17 protein-coding genes and 1 other RNA gene are annotated in these 13,352 nt (G+C 65.6%); 11 read left to right on the top strand and 7 right to left on the bottom strand.

The annotated features are described in order from the left end of the window. Window positions 1-9 precede the first annotated feature (9 nt). On the bottom strand, window positions 10-786 hold the full coding sequence (hisN, locus tag G6N59_RS07350; RefSeq protein ID WP_138231519.1) for a histidinol-phosphatase: 777 nt from the start codon (window positions 784-786) through the stop codon (window positions 10-12). A gap of 23 nt (window positions 787-809) precedes the next feature. Between hisN and G6N59_RS07345 the strand changes: the two genes are divergently transcribed. Continuing rightward, entirely contained in the window at window positions 810-1,127 is a 318-nt protein-coding gene (locus G6N59_RS07345) for a hypothetical protein (RefSeq protein ID WP_138231518.1), read from the top strand. A 205-nt stretch (window positions 1,128-1,332) separates the two neighbouring features. Beyond that, a complete protein-coding gene (locus G6N59_RS07340) occupies window positions 1,333-1,689 on the top strand; it encodes a hypothetical protein (RefSeq protein ID WP_138231517.1) in 357 nt (118 codons plus the stop codon). Window positions 1,690-1,725: 36 nt separating this feature from the next. Here G6N59_RS07340 and G6N59_RS07335 read toward each other — a convergent pair whose 3' ends face one another. Further along, window positions 1,726-3,126, bottom strand: a complete 1,401-nt coding sequence (locus tag G6N59_RS07335) for an FAD-dependent oxidoreductase (protein WP_138231516.1) — start codon at window positions 3,124-3,126, stop codon at window positions 1,726-1,728. A gap of 149 nt (window positions 3,127-3,275) precedes the next feature. On the opposite strand from G6N59_RS07335, the gene prfB reads away from it, so the two are divergent. From prfB to G6N59_RS07300, 7 genes are read left to right on the top strand one after another with little or no spacing between them, the layout of a single operon-like run. Then, window positions 3,276-4,391, top strand: a complete 1,116-nt coding sequence (prfB, locus tag G6N59_RS07330; RefSeq protein ID WP_138231515.1) for a peptide chain release factor 2 — start codon at window positions 3,276-3,278, stop codon at window positions 4,389-4,391. Then, window positions 4,384-5,385: a mechanosensitive ion channel family protein gene (locus G6N59_RS07325; RefSeq protein ID WP_138231514.1), complete on the top strand. Its 1,002-nt coding sequence runs from the start codon at window positions 4,384-4,386 to the stop codon at window positions 5,383-5,385. The genes prfB and G6N59_RS07325 overlap by 8 nt, the downstream gene beginning before the upstream one ends. Beyond that, on the top strand, window positions 5,382-5,939 hold the full coding sequence (locus tag G6N59_RS07320; protein ID WP_138231513.1) for an Rv3103c family proline-rich protein: 558 nt from the start codon (window positions 5,382-5,384) through the stop codon (window positions 5,937-5,939). Before G6N59_RS07325 ends, G6N59_RS07320 begins: the two co-directional genes overlap by 4 nt. Before the next feature lie 54 nt (window positions 5,940-5,993). Next, the gene (gene ftsE / locus G6N59_RS07315; protein WP_020102687.1) at window positions 5,994-6,683 is read left to right on the top strand and encodes a cell division ATP-binding protein FtsE; all 690 of its coding nucleotides are present in this window, start codon (window positions 5,994-5,996) and stop codon (window positions 6,681-6,683) included. Further along, entirely contained in the window at window positions 6,684-7,580 is an 897-nt protein-coding gene (gene ftsX / locus G6N59_RS07310; protein WP_138231512.1) for a permease-like cell division protein FtsX, read from the top strand. Between the two features lie 2 nt (window positions 7,581-7,582). Then, window positions 7,583-8,083: an SsrA-binding protein SmpB gene (gene smpB, locus G6N59_RS07305; protein WP_138231511.1), complete on the top strand. Its 501-nt coding sequence runs from the start codon at window positions 7,583-7,585 to the stop codon at window positions 8,081-8,083. Beyond that, window positions 8,080-8,925, top strand: coding sequence for an EamA family transporter (locus G6N59_RS07300; RefSeq protein WP_179970334.1), 846 nt, complete (start codon window positions 8,080-8,082; stop codon window positions 8,923-8,925). Before smpB ends, G6N59_RS07300 begins: the two co-directional genes overlap by 4 nt. A 9-nt stretch (window positions 8,926-8,934) precedes the next feature. On the opposite strand, the gene G6N59_RS07295 is transcribed toward G6N59_RS07300, so the two are convergent. Together G6N59_RS07295 and G6N59_RS07290 are read right to left on the bottom strand one after the other, a co-directional pair. Continuing rightward, a complete protein-coding gene (locus G6N59_RS07295; protein ID WP_138231509.1) occupies window positions 8,935-9,345 on the bottom strand; it encodes a VOC family protein in 411 nt (136 codons plus the stop codon). A 20-nt stretch (window positions 9,346-9,365) separates the two neighbouring features. Beyond that, window positions 9,366-9,800: a helix-turn-helix transcriptional regulator gene (locus G6N59_RS07290; protein ID WP_138231508.1), complete on the bottom strand. Its 435-nt coding sequence runs from the start codon at window positions 9,798-9,800 to the stop codon at window positions 9,366-9,368. Between the two features lie 83 nt (window positions 9,801-9,883). Between G6N59_RS07290 and G6N59_RS07285 the strand changes: the two genes are divergently transcribed. Both G6N59_RS07285 and ssrA read left to right on the top strand, forming a co-directional pair. Continuing rightward, the gene (locus G6N59_RS07285; protein ID WP_138231507.1) at window positions 9,884-10,738 is read left to right on the top strand and encodes a maleylpyruvate isomerase family mycothiol-dependent enzyme; all 855 of its coding nucleotides are present in this window, start codon (window positions 9,884-9,886) and stop codon (window positions 10,736-10,738) included. 92 nt (window positions 10,739-10,830) lie between these two features. Continuing rightward, window positions 10,831-11,202: a transfer-messenger RNA gene (gene ssrA / locus G6N59_RS07280) on the top strand. Window positions 11,203-11,260: 58 nt separating this feature from the next. Here ssrA and G6N59_RS07275 read toward each other — a convergent pair. The 3 genes from G6N59_RS07275 to G6N59_RS07265 all read right to left on the bottom strand — a co-directional run bounded on the left by G6N59_RS07275 (window position 11,261) and on the right by G6N59_RS07265 (window position 13,192). Then, complete coding sequence (locus tag G6N59_RS07275) at window positions 11,261-11,539, bottom strand: DUF732 domain-containing protein (protein WP_138231506.1); 279 nt, start codon at window positions 11,537-11,539, stop codon at window positions 11,261-11,263. Window positions 11,540-11,730: 191 nt separating this feature from the next. Beyond that, the gene (locus tag G6N59_RS07270) at window positions 11,731-12,603 is read right to left on the bottom strand and encodes a glycoside hydrolase family 16 protein (protein WP_138231643.1); all 873 of its coding nucleotides are present in this window, start codon (window positions 12,601-12,603) and stop codon (window positions 11,731-11,733) included. 130 nt (window positions 12,604-12,733) lie between these two features. Next, window positions 12,734-13,192, bottom strand: a complete 459-nt coding sequence (locus G6N59_RS07265; protein WP_138231505.1) for a PPOX class F420-dependent oxidoreductase — start codon at window positions 13,190-13,192, stop codon at window positions 12,734-12,736. Window positions 13,193-13,352: the final 160 nt, after the last annotated feature.

Below are 13,352 nucleotides of genomic sequence, written 5' to 3'. Positions count from 1 at the left end.
ATTGCTCGGTCAGGACAGGGCGGCGAGCACCTTTTCGTGCAGCAAGCCATTCGTCGCGACGGCGCTGCCGCCGTGCGGGCCGGAGGCGCCGGCCAAGTTGGTGAACGCCCCGCCGGCCTCCCGTACGACGACGTCCAGCGCCGCGAGATCCCACAGCTTGACCTCTGGTTCGACGGCGATATCGACCGAACCTTCGGCCAGGAGGCAGTACGACCAGAAGTCGCCGTAGGCCCGCACCCGCCATACCGCGTCGGTCAGCGCGACGAACGCGTCGCGCCGGTCCTCCCAGCCGGTGGTCAGATCCGAATAGGACAGGCTTGCCGCGTCCAGTGCGTCGACACCCGATACCGAGATGCGCCGGGTTTGGCCGCCGAAAGAGCTGAACGCACCTTGTCCGGTGCCGGCCCACCAGCGGCGGCCGAGGGCCGGGGCGCTGACGACGCCGACGACCGGCACGCCGTCCTCCAGCAGGGCGATCAGCGTCGCCCACACCGGGACCCCGCGGACGAAGTTCTTGGTGCCGTCGATGGGGTCGATCACCCATTGCCGCCCGGCGAAAACCGCTGTGCCACCGTATTCTTCACCCAGCAGCGCGTCGTCCGGCCGCGCCGTGGACAGCGTCTCCCGCAGCGCTCGTTCCACCGACTGGTCGGCATCGGTCACCGGCGTCAGATCGGGCTTGGTCTCGATGCGCAGATCCAGTGCGCCGAAGCGGTCCAGCGTTACGGCATCGGCCTCCTCGGCCAATCTCAGGGCAAGGTTGATGTCGGCTTCGGTGGCACTCATGGGTGCAGTCCTACCATGAGTACGTGTGGGAATTCGTCGTGCTCATTGTCTTGCTCGGAGCGCTCGTGCTGCTGGCCGCTCCGTGGCTGCGCCGTACGCGTAGCGGGGAAAGCGGGACGCTGCTGATCACCGGCGTCAGTCCACGGCCCGACGCCGCGGGGGAGCAGTACGTCACCGTCGCCGGAGTTATCAACGGCCCCAGCGTGAATGAGCACGAGGTGTACGGCCGCGTCGCGATCGACGTGGCCAATTGGCCCGCGGTGGGCCAGCTGGTGCCCGTTGTGTACTCGCCCAAGAACCCCGACAACTGGAACTTCGCGCCGCACGCCTCTCAGCCGTAGTCCAGGCGGTTTCCCTCAGGTCGCCTGGAAGTTTGCTCAGCACTCTCTGCGATTTCCGGAAAATAGGCCAATTCATTGGTTGCCCTGTGCTAATAGATTCACTATGCGATCAGCCAGCTATCGCATCGAGCTTGCTGACCTCCGGTTGGCATCGCTCGGAATCGACCGTCAGCCAGAGTTTTCCAAGAAGGGGACACCAACACGCATGGCCAAGTCTCAGCTCTCGCCGTACCGCAGGACCGTGAAAGTACTCGTGATGGGGCTGGTTGCCGGGGGCCTCATGCTCGCTGCGCCGGCCGGCTTCGCATCAGCTGACACCAACCCGCTCGACGGGCTGGGCAGCGCGTTGAGCGGTGAGGCGGGCTTCGCGCAGCACTTCGCCACCCACAACATCGGTGGACTCGAAGGCATTGCCGCGATCAACGCAAACGGACTTCAGGCCGGCGTCGGTTCCTTGAGCTCCGGCGTCCTGTCGGGAACGACGGCCACCTCGTCCCTGCTCAATTCGGGCGGCAGCCTCACGACTTTCGCGGTCCAGGGCATACTGCGCCCCGCCCACTAGGCGGCCGAACGACCGGCGCTGGGGAAGCGCACGGCCTCAGCCGTGCGCCACCCGCAGCATCGCGGCGACATCGGTCAGCTTCACGCGCGGCCTGTTGTTGCCCTCGCCGGCGGACCGCTCGTGCGCATCGATGAGGCGCCAGTGGTCATTGGTGACCAGCGCCGGCTGCCGGGACAGGAACCAGGCCTCCAGGTCCTCGCTGTGAGTCGTCCCGAAATCGGCCAACTCGGCGCCGCAGATGTCCTCGATCAGGGTGTTGACGGTGTCCTGCGAGTCCTTCTTGTTGCTGCCGATGACGCCCGACGGCCCGCGCTTGATCCAGCCGACCACGTACTCGTTGCGGCTGCCCTCGACCCGGCCCTCGGTGTGCGGGATGGTCGCGGCGCGGTCGTCGAACGGCAGGCCTTCGGTCGGGACACCGCGGTAGCCCACCGCACGCACCACCAGCTGGGCCGGCAGTTCCTCGCGGTGGCCGCTGTCCTTGGCGACGATCCGGCCGCCGTCGTCGACCAGCTCGTTGTGGCCCAACACGATTGAGGTGACGCGCGCGCGGCCCTCGATCTCAGCGCCCCTGATCTCGATCGGCGAAGTCTGGAACTTGAACACGATGCGGCGCTCGCGGCCAAGCGCTCCTCGTTCGGCGTAGCCACGCAAGATCTTGATGTTCTGCCGCACGGTCTTGCTTGCGGCTTCCAGTTCCGCGTCGGTGATGCCGTCGACGTCGGCCGGGTCGACGATCACGTCGACATCGGCCATGGCCGCCAGGTCACCGAGCTCACGCAGCTCCAGGGTCGTGAACGGGGCCTGCAGCGGGCCGCGTCGTCCGACGATCACGACCTCCCGGACGCCGCGCGCGCCTAAGGCTGTCAACGCGTGGTCGGCGATGTCGGTGTTCGCGAGTTCGCCCGGATCGCTGACCAGGATCCGGGCCACGTCCAGGGCCACGTTGCCGTTGCCGACCACCACTGCCCGGTCCTGCGTGACATCGGGATTCATGCCCGTGAAATGCGGATGCGCGTTGTACCAACCGACGAAGTCGACGGCGGCCACACTGCCTGCCAGTTCCTCGCCGGGGATGCCGAGCGGCCGGTCCGACTGGGCGCCGATGGCGTAGATGACGGCGTCGTACCGTTCGGAAAGCTCTGCGGCCTGCACGTGATCGCCCACGGTGATGTTGCCGAAGAAGCGGAAACGCGGGTCGTCGGCGATCTTGTCGAACTGCGCCGCCACCGTCTTGATCTTCGGATGGTCCGGAGCCACGCCCGAGCGCACCAGTCCCCACGGGGTGGGCAGCATTTCGAGCATGTCGATGCGCACGTCGATCGGTTCTTCTGAATCGGCCGCGGCGGCCTTGGCATCGGCGAATTTCAACAGTGACGCGGCAGCGAAAAACCCTGACGGGCCGGATCCGACAACCGCCACATGGTAAGGGCGCATATGTATGGTTTGCCTTCTTGTTCTGCTCAGTGCGCGCAAGGGGCTGTCGCGACGCGGCCGAGCGGGTTACACGGCGATGCTAAACCGGTCTACGCGATCAAGGCTTGCAATGTGAAAGTCCGTCTCACTGGTCGGTACCCTCATCCTTTGTGGACCTCGACCGTCAAGCCGACATTGCCGCCCTCGACAGCACACTGACCACTGTGGAGCGGGTGCTCGACGTCGAAGGTCTGCGGGCGCGCATCGCCAAACTCGAAGATGAGGCATCTGACCCCAAGTTGTGGGACGACCAGGCCAACGCCCAGAAGGTGACCAGCAGCCTGTCGCACGCACAGGGCGAGTTGCGCCGGGTCGAGGAACTGCGCGGACGCGTCGAGGACCTGCCCGTGCTCTATGAGCTGGCCGAGGAAGAAGAGGGCGCGGCCAAGACCGACGCCGTCGCCGATGCCGACGCCGAATTGGCCAAGCTCCGCGAGGACATCGAGGCGCTCGAGGTTCGAACACTGCTGTCGGGGGAATACGACGAGCGGGAAGCTGTCGTGACCATCCGCTCCGGCGCCGGTGGCGTGGACGCAGCCGACTGGGCCGAGATGTTGATGCGCATGTACATCCGCTGGGCCGAAAAGCACGGGTATCCGGTCGAGGTCTTCGACACGTCGTACGCAGAGGAGGCGGGCATCAAGAGCGCGACCTTCGCGGTGCACACGCCGTTCGCGTACGGAACGCTGTCGGTCGAGCAGGGCACCCACCGACTCGTGCGCATCAGCCCGTTCGACAACCAGAGCCGCCGTCAGACGTCGTTCGCCGACGTCGAGGTCCTGCCGGTCGTCGAGACCGCAGACTCCATCGACATCCCCGAAGGCGATGTGCGCGTGGATGTCTACCGGTCCAGTGGTCCGGGTGGTCAGTCCGTCAACACCACCGACTCGGCGGTCCGGCTGACGCACATCCCGACGGGCATCGTCGTGACCTGTCAGAACGAAAAATCGCAGCTGCAGAACAAGGTTTCCGCGATGCGGGTGCTCAGCGCCAAGCTGCTGGAACGCAAACGCCAGGAAGAGCGGGCCGAGATGGACGCCCTCAAAGGCGACGGCGGCAGCTCCTGGGGCAACCAGATGCGCTCATATGTGCTGCATCCCTACCAGATGGTGAAGGACCTGCGCACCGAGTTCGAGGTCGGCAACCCGGCCGCGGTGCTCGACGGCGATATCGACGGCTTCCTGGAGGCCGGAATCCGCTGGCGCAACCGAAAAGAAGATGACTAACTATCTCTCTGTGATCGCCGCGAGCCAACCGGAGTCATTCGGTTGGTGGGCCCAGCAGTGGCACGACTTCTGGCGGGGCTCGATCGGCGAATGGATCATCACCCGCGGGCTGCGGATCGTGATGCTCGTCATTGCGGCGATGCTGGTCTCGCGATTCGTCACCTGGGTGACGCACCGGATCACCGCTCGCATCGATGAGCGTTTTCAGGAGAGCGACGCACTGGTCCGGTCGGAGACGACCAAGCACCGGCAGGCCGTCGCCTCGGTGATCTCGTGGGTGACCATCGCGATGGTGTCGGTGGTCGTGCTGGTCGACATCACCGAAATCCTCGGGATACCCATCGGCTCGCTGGTTGCCCCTGCCGCGGTACTAGGCGCAGCGCTCGGCTTCGGCGCCCAGCGCATCGTGCAGGATCTGCTGGCCGGGTTCTTCATCATCACCGAGAAGCAGTACGGCTTCGGTGACCTCGTCGCATTGACCGTCAGCGGTATCACCGTGCCGGCGGAAGGCACCGTCGAAGACGTCACGCTGCGCGTCACCAAGCTGCGCTCCAGCGACGGCGAGGTCTACACGATCCCGAACGGGCAGATCGCCAAGACCGTCAACCTGTCCAAGGACTGGGCGCGCGCGGTGGTCGACATCCCGGTGCCGACGACCGCCGACCTGGGCAAGGTCAACGACGTGCTGAACCGGGTGTGCGAACGTGCGATGGAGGACCTCCAGTTGCGCGCGCTGCTCCTGGACAAGCCCCAGCTGATGGGCGTGGAGAGCATCGAACTCGACACCGTGAACCTGCGGATGGTGGCGCGGACGCTGCCCGGCAAGCAGTTCGAGGTCGGCCGCCGGCTGCGCGTCATGGTCGTCGCCGGGCTGGGCCGAGTCGGCATCGAGAGTCCTGCCGAACACAAACCTGAGGTGGAAGTCATGGTCCATCCCGCCACGGTCGGCGGCGCGGAAGACAAGACCCAGGGGCCGGGGGACGGACCACGATGAATGCGTTGTCCCGCATCGCGGTCAAACACGCTGACCGCGCCTGGCCCGCGTACATCCTCGGGCGGGTGCGGACGTCGACGGCCGCCCTGGTCGTGGCCTTCTTCGTGGCGTACTGGCTACATCAGACCTATGCGCCGCCACCACCACCGCCGACACCGCCGCCCGCGGTGGTGCCGCCCGGCTTCGTGCCCAACCCCGAGTACACCTGGGTGCCGCGTACCGATGTGAACCCGCGCCCGAGGACGACGTACCGGCCGACGCCGACGGAGACCACCACCGATACGACCGAGACGACCGAGACGACGACCAGCACGCCGAGCACCACCAGTACAACCACGTCGAGCCCGTCGGTGCCGCCCACCACGACCGTCATCACTCCCGCTCCGGGCATCCTGCCGCCGCTCACGCTGCCGGTGCTGCCCGGCATGGCCCCGCCTCCACCGCCGGCTCCGGCACCCGCTCCGGCGCCCGGCCCGCTCCCGGCTGCGGCGCCGCCCGACGGCCCCGTCACGACCACCGTCATTTCGCCCGGCGCGGCACCGGCGGCGAGCTAGCGGCATCAGCCTCACCCGTCACACCTCAGCGTCCGACTACACTGGCGTGCCGTGATGATCACCCTCGACCACGTGAGCAAGAACTACAAGTCTTCGGCACGCCCAGCCCTGGACAATGTGTCGCTCAAGATCGACAAGGGTGAGTTCGTCTTCCTCATCGGTCCGTCCGGTTCCGGCAAGTCGACGTTCATGCGTCTGCTGCTCGGTGCCGAGGTGCCGACCTCAGGTGACATCCGGGTCTCGAAGTTCCACGTCAACAAGCTGCCGAGCCGGCACATCCCGAGCCTGCGCCAGGTGCTCGGCTGCGTGTTCCAGGATTTCCGGCTGCTGCAGCAGAAGACGGTGTTCGAGAACGTGGCGTTCGCGCTCGAGGTGATCGGCAAGCGTCCGGACACCATCAACCGCATCGTGCCCGACGTGCTGGAGATGGTGGGCCTGTCGGGCAAGGCCAACCGGCTGCCCGGTGAGCTGTCCGGTGGCGAGCAGCAGCGCGTCGCGATCGCGCGCGCCTTCGTCAACCGGCCGCTGGTGCTGCTGGCCGACGAACCCACCGGAAACTTGGACCCCGAGACGAGCAACGACATCATGGACCTGCTGGAGCGGATCAACCGCACCGGTACGACGGTCGTGATGGCCACCCACGACCATCACATCGTCGACTCGATGCGTCAGCGCGTCATCGAACTCGAACTCGGCCGCCTCATCCGTGATGAGCAGAGCGGCGTCTACGGAATGGATCGCTAAGTGCGCTTCGGCTTTCTTGTCAATGAAGTCCTGACCGGATTTCGTCGCAACGTCACCATGACGGTCGCCATGATCTTGACGACCGCCATCTCCATCGGTCTGTTCGGTGGTGGTTTGTTGATCGTGCGCCTGGCCGACCAGTCCAAGCAGATCTATCTGGACCGCGTGGAGAGCCAGGTCTTCCTGACCGACGACGTCTCGTCCAACGACCCCAACTGCGAAGCCGACCCGTGCAAGTCGCTGCGCAAGCTGATCGACGACCGCAAGGACGTCAAGTCGGTCCGGTACATGAACCGGGACCAGGCGTACGACGACGCGGTCCGCCGAATTCCGGCGTTCAAGGATTACGCCAGCAAGAAGGCGTTCCCGGCCTCGTTCGTCGTCAAGCTCGACAATCCGGAGCAGCACAAGGGATTTGAAGACGCGCTGCGCGGCCGCCCCGGCGTGCGCCAGGTGACCGACCAGAAAGAGTTGGTGGACCGCCTGTTCGGAATCCTCGATGGCATCAGCGCGACGGCCTTCGCCGTGGCGCTGGTCCAAGCCATCGCCGCGACCCTGTTGATCGCCAACACCGTGCTGATCGCCGCGCGTACCCGCAGCACCGAGATCAGCATCATGAGGCTGGTCGGCGCCTCGCGTTGGTACACGCAGTTGCCATTCTTCGTCGAAGCGTTGCTCGCCGCACTGATCGGTGTGGTACTTGCCGTGATCGGGTTGATCATCGTGCGGGCGATGTTCCTCGAGGATGTGCTCAACCAGTTCTATCAAGCGGGGTTGATCGCCAAGGTCGACTACGCCGACGTCCTCGTCTTCTGCGCGCCGTGGATGTTGTTGTTGGGGCTCGGCATGTCCGGCATCACCGCGTACGCCACGCTGCGCGCGTACATAAGGCGATAGCGATGACAAAGAAGAAAGACGCCGACAAGGACAAGTCGGGCAACAACGCCGTCGTCGCCACCAACCGCAAAGCGCGACACAACTATTCGATCATCGACACCTACGAGGCGGGTATCGCTCTGGTCGGTACCGAGGTGAAGAGCCTGCGCGAGGGCCTGGCGTCGTTGGCAGACGCGTTCGCCACCGTCGACGACGGCGAGGTGTGGTTGCGCAATCTCCACATCGCCGAGTACCACCACGGCACCTGGACCAATCACGCACCGCGCCGCAACCGAAAGTTGTTGCTGCACCGGCGGCAGATCGACATGCTGGTCGGCAAGCTGCGGGACGGCAACTTCACCCTGGTGCCGCTGAAGCTGTACTTCTCCGACGGCCGGGTCAAGGTCGAGTTGGCGCTGGCCCGCGGTAAAGAAGCGCACGACAAGCGCCAGGACATCGCCAAGCGCGACGCGCAGCGTGAGATCACCCGCGAGACGGGTCGACGCCTCAAGGGCAGGAGCTGACCGGGGTCCTGCTCGCGCTGTTGTCGGCGCTGGGCTATGGCATCAGCGATTTCGTCGGTGGTATCGCGGCGCGGCGCGTGGCGGCGCTGCGGGTTGTGCTGGTGTCTTACCCCGTCGCCGGCGTGCTGCTGACGGTGATGGCGTGCGTTGTCGGCGGCCAGGTTTCGTCGAGTGCGGTGGCCTGGGGCGTGTTGTGCGGCGTGCTGCAGGCGTTCGGCATCTGGTGGTTTTACGCGGCACTGGGCTCCGGACCGATATCGGTCGTCTCACCGCTGACCGCGATCCTGGTGTCGGCGGGGCCGATCGTCGTCGGGGTCGCGATGGGAGAGCGGCCCAGCGGGGTGGCGATCGCCGGGATCGCGCTGGCGTTGGTCGCGGTCGCGCTGGTGAGTGCGCAGGCCACCGATGAGGACGAGACGCCGCACCGGTTCACCGCCAAGGTCGCCTGGCTGACCATCGGTTCAGGATTGACCTTCGGGCTCAGCTTCGCCGTGATCCATCAGGTGCCGCACGATGCGAAGCTCTGGCCGTTGGTGTTCGCCCGGTTCGCGGCCACCGCCGTGGTGATGGTCGCCGCCTTGGCGACCCGCAATTTCGCTCTGCCGCGCGGACTTCCGGTGAAGCTCGCCCTGGTCGCGGCGGCGCTCGACGTCATCGCGAACGTGGGGATGCTGCTGGCGCTGCAGGCCTCGATGCTGTCGTTGGCGAGCGTGTTGATTTCCCTCTATCCGGCGGCGACCGTCGCGCTGGCCATGGTGGTGCTCAAGGAACGCGTGCGGGCCTGGCAGGCCGTCGGCATGGCGTTGGCACTTGGCTCGGTCGCGATGATCGCCGCCGGGTAGCCGGTTGAACTACAGCTGGTTGATCCGGATCAGGTTGCCGGTCGGATCGCGAAATGCGCAGTCGCGCACGCCGTAATCCTGGTCGGTGGGTTCTTGCAGGACGTCGGCGCCGGCGGCCTCCAAGCGTGCGAACAGCGCGTCGAGATCATCGGTGGCCAGCGTGAGGGCGGCGCCGTAGGAGCCCTTGGCGATCAGTTCCAGGATGGTGCGACGTTCGTCGTCGGTGATGCCGGGGTCCGCGGCGGGCGGGTGCAGCACGATCGATGTGCCGGGCTGCCCGGGCGGGCCGACGGTGATCCACCGCATGTCTTGGTAGCCAACGTCTTTGCGCACCTCGAAGCCGAGGTCGTCGCGGTAGAACTTCAGCGCGGCCTCGGCGTCGGTGTGGGGCAGGAATGCGTAGTGAATGGAGATGTCCATGCCCGCAACGCTAGTGCCGGTCAGTGTGGCGGTGCTTCTTGATTCCTGATCGGTCTGGTGACTTGCCTCGCCAGGCAAGCGGGAATGCCGTTGGCCGCCTGCGAATGGTCGCGGCGATACACACTGGGCGCCACCCCGACCAGCTCGGTGAACCGCGTGCTGAACGTGCCCAGTGAGGAAAAGCCAACGGCGAAGCAGACATCCGTCACGCTGAGGTCACCGCGCCGCAGCAGCGTCATGGCCCGTTCGATGCGTCGCGTCATTAGGTACGAGTACGGTGACTCACCGTAGATGCGCTTGAACTCGCGGCTGAGGTGGCCGGCTGACATGTGCGCGCCACGGGCCAGATCTTCGACATTCAGCGGCTTGGCGTACTCCCGGTCGATCCGGTCCCGCACCCTCCGGATCACTGTGATGTCCCGCAGGCGTTGCGCTTCGGCCCGGTCGTCGCCCATTCGGCCATCGTCGCATGACCATTGATTGAGACGCATCGCGCAATTCGCTGTCCGCGGCGGGGCGGTCGTCGTACGGTCAGCCGGTGAGCAGCTCAACTCGTCCCGTCACTGTCCTGGAGAAGTCCGATGTTCTCCCCGCTCTCTTCGGGGTGTGGGACGACCTGGACCAACTCTTGTCCACCATCTCCGAGGCAGAACTGCTGACCACGCAGACCGAGCTGCCCGGCTGGCATGTCCGGGATGTCGTCGCGCACATCATCGGCACCGAGTTGATGCTCAAGGGTGAGCCCGTGCCGGAGGCCGACATCGATTTCGCCGAGCTGGACCACGTACACAACCCCATCGGCGTGATGAACGAGTGCTGGACCCGCTCGATGGGTCCGCTGTCGAGCGCCGAGTTGTTGGAGAAGTTCCGCGCCGTGACCGGTGACCGGAAGGCCACGCTGACCGCGATGTCTGACGAGGAGTGGAACACCCCCACGATGACCCCGGCCGGCCAGGACAGTGTCGGTCGGTTCATGCGGATCCGGACGTTCGACTCGTGGATGCACGAACAGGACATCCGTGAGTCCGTCGCCCGCCCGGCATCGGACGCGGCGTTGCAGAAGCCGGAAGCACGGCTGTCGCTCGACGAGATCGAGACCATGATGGGGTTCGTCGTCGCCAAGCGCGGGGGAGCCCCTGATGGATCGCGGGTCGCGATCGAGCTGACCGGGCCCATGGCGCGCACCATCCGGGTCGCGGTCGACGGCCGCGCCGCGGTCGTGCCCGACTTCGGGGACGCCGAGCCGACGACGGTGATCCGGATGGACGGCTGGCAGTTCACGCGGCTGTGCGGCGGACGGCCGCTGGGCGCGGTGCGGCCGGTGGGTATCGAGCTCGAGGGTGACGCCGAAGTCGGGCGGCGCATCGTCGAGAACCTGGGTTACGTCATCTGACCTGGTCATTTGGCCGCGGTGGGATATTCGGTGGAGCTTGTCGGAGCAACCGGTATGATGGAGTGTCCTGCCGAAAGTCGGCGGGGGTGCGAGGGGCTGAACGGTTTCGACTTCGCGCATCGAATCAAGGGAAGCGTGCCGGTGCAGGCAAGAGACCACCGTAAGCGTCGTTGTAACCAATTAAGCGCCGATTCTCATCAGCGCGACTACGCCCTCGCTGCCTAAGTAGCGACCGCGTGTCTGTCAGACCGGGAATGCCCTCGGCCCGGACCCTGGCATCGACTAGAGGGACCCACCCACGGGGCCGGTCGCGGGGCCCGTGGGGACATCAAACAGCGACTGGGATCGTCATCTCGGCTTGTTCGCGTGACCGGGAGATCCAAGTAGAGGCATAGCGAACTGCGCACGGAGAAGTCTTGAGGGAATGCCGTAGGACCCGGGTTCAATTCCCGGCAGCTCCACCGGAATAACGACAGGCCAGGCCCTACGGGGCCTGGCCTGTTTTCTTTCCGCGCGGCGACGTTAGCAGCCTAGCCAGACTTGTGCTTTGACAACGACATTCATCGCCCCGTTCTCGGAGATTCCGAGATCCGAAGCCACCATGTTGTAGAGCTGGTCATCGCTCGCCCGGCCGCTCATGCTGCACACTTTGTACCCCTCGGCCAATAGCTGGGCATCGGTGAACGACCGAGAGAAGTAGTCGAGGCGGACTCTTTCGAGGAAACCGTCGTCGTCGGCGTGTGCCGGCGCAGCGATTCCTACCGCAAGAACTGGCATGACGAGAAGCGATGGCCAGCGCATGGCAACCCCCTGCTGATGACGATTTCGCCTTGAAGGATATCTGTGTGGCTCAGCGAGCGCACAGCCGCCTCCAAGGTGGGTAAATCCGTTGGGGTGGAACCGGTTTCCGCGTCGCGAAGGTTGCCGACAGGCCCACGCGACCTCGTCGAGGGCCCCGTAATGACGCGCAGCCGCCAGCACCGCGGCCGTGATCAGAAGACGCGGATCCAGTCGATCAGCATCTCGGCGGGGTATGTGCCCCCACCGGGCTCACGCCCGCCGGAGCCACCGACAGCGAGGTTGAACACCGGGAACAGGGTGTAACCGGGATCGTTGTATGGCCAGTCGTCCAGTGAGTTGGCCGGCACCGTGAAAAACGGCTCCATGCCCGGCGTGTAGTCCTTCCAGAAGTACATACCGGTTGGCTGCCAGGTCACCCGCCAGGTGTGCCAGCCGCCGTCGATCGGGTGCGGGTCGGTGGCAAACGACGTGCCGTCCAACCGGGCATGCACGGTGGTGCCCGATGGCCAGTCCCGGTTGCCGTACCACTCCACCAAGTCGACCTCACCGCCGCGGACGGGATCGTCATTGAGCAACCAGAAGGCCGGCCAGGCGCCGTCGGTCAGGCAGTTCAGCTTGACGCGAGCCTCCCAGGTGGTGCCGATTCCGCCGCGCCAGTTACCGATGATCTTGGCGCTGGCGTAACGCTCCTGGATGTTATTGCCGGGGCCGCGGGTGGCCCGGATGACGAGGTTGCCCTTTCCGTCCTGGAATACGTGCTCCTGGTCGGTCACGTAACGGCCCATGTTGTACGGCTGGTCCCATTCGACGGGATTCCTGATGACCTCACGCGCGGGCACGATGGACCACCAAGCCGGGTCCGGCGGCGCGCCGGCGGGGCCGTTGAATTCGTCTTGGAACAGCATCGCCGGACCGGCTGACTGGCCGGCGGGCGCTGCGGGCGCGGCCGGGCCGGTTCCAGGGCCAGGCCGAACCGGAATCGGCTCGGCGTAGGCCTTCGGGGAGGGCAGCGCGGCCGCTGCCACGCCCAGGCCAATCAACTTCGCGACGCTGCGGCGGTCCATGTCGGGCACCCCAGAATCTTAGGCCATGGGCTAGCGGCACACCCGTAACTGACGGGTGCTTACTCCAGTCGGGCGCGACGTGAGCTGGCCAGATGTCGCCCGATATGTAGAACGAGCCCGCGAACCACGGTCAGCGTGCCGGCGGGAAACCGCCCGTCGCCAGCGGTCCCCAGCGGCTTGGCGTGATCCGGATCAAGCACTTTCCCTGGTCGACCATGGCCTGCCGGTACTCGGGCCAATTCGGATGCTCGCCAGCGATCGTGCGGTAATAATCGACGAGCAATTCGATGGCATCGGGAAGATCGATGACTTCAGCGCCTCCATCGATCTGCACGTAGGCGCCGTTGAATTCGTCCGAGAGTACGAGCACGCTGGCGGTGGGCCGGCGGCGAATGTTCACACACTTGGCTCGTTGCGGATAGCTTGCGATGACCACGCGGCCAGAAGCATCCAAACCGCCGGTGACAGGCGAGCTTTGCAGCGAACCGTTCGCGCGAAACGTCGTCAAGATCATGTGGTGTCTGTCTCGGACGAAGTCGACCAACCCCGGTAGATCGACTTTGTCAGCTGACGCGAATTTTTGTGCCATGACATCGATCATAAGGGGGGAACTTGCCTCGTCGAGGATGAAATGAATTGTGGGGCAATGGTTTTTACGTGACGTCAGATCCGGGTCGCCGCCAGGGGCGCCGGCAGCTGGAGTTTCTCTGCGGACGGGGTCCAGGCTCGGCAGAGACGTGCCGTAGTGC

This window comes from Mycolicibacterium aubagnense (genome assembly GCF_010730955.1).
GTDB classification, from domain to species: domain Bacteria; phylum Actinomycetota; class Actinomycetes; order Mycobacteriales; family Mycobacteriaceae; genus Mycobacterium; species Mycobacterium aubagnense.
This window is presented reverse-complemented; position numbering and strand designations above follow the sequence as displayed.

Coding starts and splice junctions, on each gene's coding strand:
- G6N59_RS07340 (WP_138231517.1), top strand. CDS start 1,333: ATGGCCAAGTCTCAGCTCTCGCCGTACCGCAGGACCGTGAAAGTACTC.
- hisN (WP_138231519.1), bottom strand. CDS start 786: ATGAGTGCCACCGAAGCCGACATCAACCTTGCCCTGAGATTGGCCGAG.
- G6N59_RS07270 (WP_138231643.1), bottom strand. CDS start 12,603: ATGGACCGCCGCAGCGTCGCGAAGTTGATTGGCCTGGGCGTGGCAGCG.
- G6N59_RS07275 (WP_138231506.1), bottom strand. CDS start 11,539: ATGCGCTGGCCATCGCTTCTCGTCATGCCAGTTCTTGCGGTAGGAATC.
- G6N59_RS07290 (WP_138231508.1), bottom strand. CDS start 9,800: ATGGGCGACGACCGGGCCGAAGCGCAACGCCTGCGGGACATCACAGTG.
- G6N59_RS07325 (WP_138231514.1), top strand. CDS start 4,384: ATGACTAACTATCTCTCTGTGATCGCCGCGAGCCAACCGGAGTCATTC.
- smpB (WP_138231511.1), top strand. CDS start 7,583: ATGACAAAGAAGAAAGACGCCGACAAGGACAAGTCGGGCAACAACGCC.
- ftsE (WP_020102687.1), top strand. CDS start 5,994: ATGATCACCCTCGACCACGTGAGCAAGAACTACAAGTCTTCGGCACGC.
- G6N59_RS07295 (WP_138231509.1), bottom strand. CDS start 9,345: ATGGACATCTCCATTCACTACGCATTCCTGCCCCACACCGACGCCGAG.
- G6N59_RS07320 (WP_138231513.1), top strand. CDS start 5,382: ATGAATGCGTTGTCCCGCATCGCGGTCAAACACGCTGACCGCGCCTGG.
- G6N59_RS07265 (WP_138231505.1), bottom strand. CDS start 13,192: ATGGCACAAAAATTCGCGTCAGCTGACAAAGTCGATCTACCGGGGTTG.
- G6N59_RS07335 (WP_138231516.1), bottom strand. CDS start 3,126: ATGCGCCCTTACCATGTGGCGGTTGTCGGATCCGGCCCGTCAGGGTTT.